The organism is Companilactobacillus crustorum JCM 15951, assembly GCF_001434585.1.
Taxonomy (GTDB): domain Bacteria; phylum Bacillota; class Bacilli; order Lactobacillales; family Lactobacillaceae; genus Companilactobacillus; species Companilactobacillus crustorum.
Genome location: NZ_AZDB01000070.1, coordinates 1 through 3,545, shown reverse-complemented (window position 1 = coordinate 3,545; position 3,545 = coordinate 1). Strand labels below are relative to the sequence as shown.

4 protein-coding genes are annotated in these 3,545 nt (G+C 32.8%); 3 read left to right on the top strand and 1 reads right to left on the bottom strand.

Features of this window, described 5'->3' with window-relative positions; all coding sequences use genetic code 11:
* Nucleotides 1–32: 32 nt before the first annotated feature.
* The gene (locus tag FD26_RS10620) at nt 33–440 is read right to left on the bottom strand and encodes an iron-sulfur cluster biosynthesis family protein (RefSeq protein ID WP_057868395.1); all 408 of its coding nucleotides are present in this window, start codon (nt 438–440) and stop codon (nt 33–35) included.
* A 261-nt stretch (nt 441–701) separates the two neighbouring features.
* Between FD26_RS10620 and FD26_RS10615 the strand changes: the two genes are divergently transcribed.
* The 3 genes from FD26_RS10615 (at nt 702) to FD26_RS10605 (ending at nt 3,484) form a co-directional block, all read left to right on the top strand.
* On the top strand, nt 702–1,361 hold the full coding sequence (locus FD26_RS10615) for a phosphatase PAP2 family protein (protein WP_057868394.1): 660 nt from the start codon (nt 702–704) through the stop codon (nt 1,359–1,361).
* Nucleotides 1,362–1,437: 76 nt separating this feature from the next.
* Nucleotides 1,438–2,142 carry a response regulator transcription factor gene (locus tag FD26_RS10610; RefSeq protein ID WP_057868393.1) on the top strand — a complete coding sequence of 235 codons (705 nt, stop codon included), beginning with the start codon at nt 1,438–1,440 and terminating at the stop codon, nt 2,140–2,142.
* Nucleotides 2,123–3,484, top strand: coding sequence for a sensor histidine kinase (locus FD26_RS10605; RefSeq protein ID WP_057868392.1), 1,362 nt, complete (start codon nt 2,123–2,125; stop codon nt 3,482–3,484). Before FD26_RS10610 ends, FD26_RS10605 begins: the two co-directional genes overlap by 20 nt.
* Nucleotides 3,485–3,545: the final 61 nt, after the last annotated feature.

The window sequence follows — 3,545 nt, the reverse complement described above, 5'->3', positions numbered from 1 at the left end:
TATCAACTCTATTTATCGTACAGCCTAAATTCCTAACAAATTTTATCGCCTAAACTAAGCATTTTTTCACGTCGTTCGGCAGCTGTCTCAGGGTCAACGTTTCTCCAGTCAACTACTGTTAAAGCACCATCAAGAATACCGCTGTTGTCTTTAAGGGCAAGGGTATTGTGAATGAAATCAATATTAAGACCATTGCTTAGAAAGTCTTCATCGTCAGGTGAAGTACTCATCTCATAATTAGCATTATTTTCTAAAGGAATAGAGTACTTAGGATCAGCTTCTTTTAAAATAACTAATTGAAACTTATCACCAATGGCACAGCTTCCGCCAAGACTAGAATATTTGTTTGATCCGTCATCAGTAGTCAAAATAACACGACTGCCCGCAGGAATCTTATTTGCTAAGTAACTTAAAGCTTCTGGTTTAATATTTATTTTCATAGGAAACTTCCTTTCAAATTCAAAACTAGTTTGTACAAAACTAATTTGTACAAAATCATTTATTACACTTATAACTATAAAGCATATTAGAATACGATACAAATAATATGCTTAAAAAACATTATATTTTTTTCTTTTTTTTGCTTATTGAATTGATTCTGAAAAATTCTCAGAAAAGTTTCATTTTTTATATGTGGCAGTCTTCCGATAAGCTATCTAAAATTACGATAATAAAGGAATCTTTGTAAGGAGGTATATTAAATGCTATTTTCGAATGATAAAAATCAAGGTATTAAAAGTTTCAGCTGGTTATTAGCTTTTACTTTTCTGTTAATTGCAGTAGGAATGCGTGCTAAATGGTTAATTAATTTAGATAGCATGTTACAAAGAATAACAACAATTGCTGGAGATTCCAGTATGGCTAAATTTTTTGAATTTATAACGTTCTTTGGCAGTCCCATGATAGTTTTGTTATTAAGCGTGGTTTTAATAATTTATTTTTTAATCAAGAAAGAATCAGTAACATCGCTTTGGATAGCTTTTACAATTTTAGGTGGTGATGCTTTAGCATTCATTATTAAAGAAACAGTCCAAAGACCTCGACCTTCAAACATTATTGGTGGCGATACCGGGTACAGTTTTCCCAGTGGTCATGTGTTTGGAACAATGATTTTGGTAATGCTGATAGTAAAGATTGTTGTACCGCGTTTAAAAAGTTATGAGAATATTTTTTTACTAAAAAATATCTCTGGTCTCTGGTTATTAATAGTGATAATTTCTAGAATATGTCTGCGTTCGCATTATCCTTCCGATGCTGTGGGAAGTATTTTTTTGGCCATAGGGTGGTGGAACTTTTCTGAGGTATTGTATCTAAGATATTATGATCTGGCTAGTCAGGTAATCAGCAAATTAAAATCGTAATTTTTTTATAGAAAGTTAATTTAAACTATAATGTAAGCAATAAAAGCTTCTTGGAAAAGTTAGGATAGGTGTTACCATGACAATGATTTTGTTGGTTGAAGATGAAGAAAGTCTAGTTTCTTATCTGGAACCAGAATTGGGATTTGAAAATTATCATGTTTTAACAGCTTTAGATGGCGAAAGCGGTTGGAATATATTTCAAAAGAATATATCTCAAATAGATTTAGTCATCTTAGATTGGATGCTTCCTAAGTTGGATGGATTAGAGGTTTTACGCCGAATACGCCGACAAACGAATCTTCCTGTGATTATGCTGACGGCACGAGATTACGTTGGCGATAAAGTAGCTGGTTTGGATAGTGGAGCTGACGACTATATTACGAAACCTTTTGAAATTGAAGAATTATTAGCCCGTATTAGAGTTGTTTTACGTCATAAAAAGAACTCTCAAAGTGTACCAGTACGTTACCAACTTGAAGATTTAACTTTAGATACTAAGTCCAGACAGGTTACTCGTGGAAAAACAGTTATTCAATTAACACAGCGTGAATATGAATTATTACTTACTCTATTAAAGAATATTAATTCCACTATGACACGTGATGAATTATTAGATAAGGTTTGGGGAATCGACTTTGAAGGCCAAACAAACATTGTGGATGTTTATATACGTTATCTGCGTCACAAAATAGATAAAGATATTAATAATTCACTTATTCAAACAGTACGTGGTGTCGGTTATATATTGAGGGATGATCATTATGAAGATAACCAAGGGTAGATCGAGCGCTACGCAAATTACTTGGTATTATTCGTTTGTTTTAGCTTTTATAACCGTCGTAATGGGATTATCCCTAACAGGTGTGGTTGGCTATCAATTAGCCGTTTCCAAAATAAACGATGCCAATGGTTTGATGAACAGTTTACAAAGTTCCTTTATTGATGATCGTTTAGACTGGGAACATTGGCGCGCCAATAGCAATATTGATACTCAGGACACTTATGTGAAAGTTTATTATGATAGAAATAATGAGCGGCATACTTTTTATTCTAAAAATACAAAAGATTATTTAACTAAAAAACAACGGCATGTTCCCTTATTAAATACAATTGAGATACGGGATTTTTGGCATCCGTATTATCATCTTTATAAAACTAACAAGGGTATTCATTATGAAATTTGGGTTGGCTTTCACAGCGTTACCCATTTATTTAGATTGATTTTTTATACAATTATTCTTGTTATGCTAGTTAGTTTTTTAATTGGAACTTGGTTAATTTCGGTGTTGGCAAAAAAATTGAATAAGCCACTGTTAAATTTAACTAAATCAGCTCAGATTATTAATCAGAGTCAGCCTTTGCCGGAAGATACCCAATTTCCGGTACCTAAAAATCCTCAAGAAGTACAAGAATTAACTAAGGAAATAAATCGTTTGTTACGGCAGCTGGATGAACGAGTTAAATTAAATCAACAATTTGTTTCTGACGCCTCGCATGAATTACGAACACCGATTACAGCCATTCGAGGCCATGTTCAGTTTATCCAGCGTCATGGCAAAACTCATCCAGAAATAATTGATCGATCGCTAGGATTTATTGATAGCGAATCACTTCGTATGCAAAGATTAGTAGAAAGTTTGTTGAATTTATCGCGTTTGGACAAAAGTACTATTTCAGTTACTAAGATTAATATGACTCAAGTAATACAAGAATTTATTGAAGGGTATCGAGATAGTATTTCACAAAAAATAATCTTGAAATTATCTAGTGATGTTTGGGCACTGGTTAATAGCGATAGCTTGGAACAGATAATTTTAGCGTTGTTGAATAATGCCAGTAAATATTCTTCTCCAGAAGAAGCAATTACGATAAAACTTTTTCAAGCAAACCAGGAAGTTCATCTTGAAATTGCTGACGGGGGTGTTGGCATCTCTGATGAAGAAAAAAATAAAGTTTTTGAACGTTTTTATCGCGTCGATAAGGCTAGAAATCAAAATATACCAGGGACTGGATTAGGTTTGGCAATCGTTAAGCGTTTGGCAGATTTAAATAAAATTACTATAACAATTAGTGATAATAAACCTAAAGGTACTAAATTTGATTTGCTATTTAAAAAGGGATAATTTTGCATATACAAAAAGGACCAAGATGATTGTGAAGTGCAATAAAAAAGTTAGACATTTT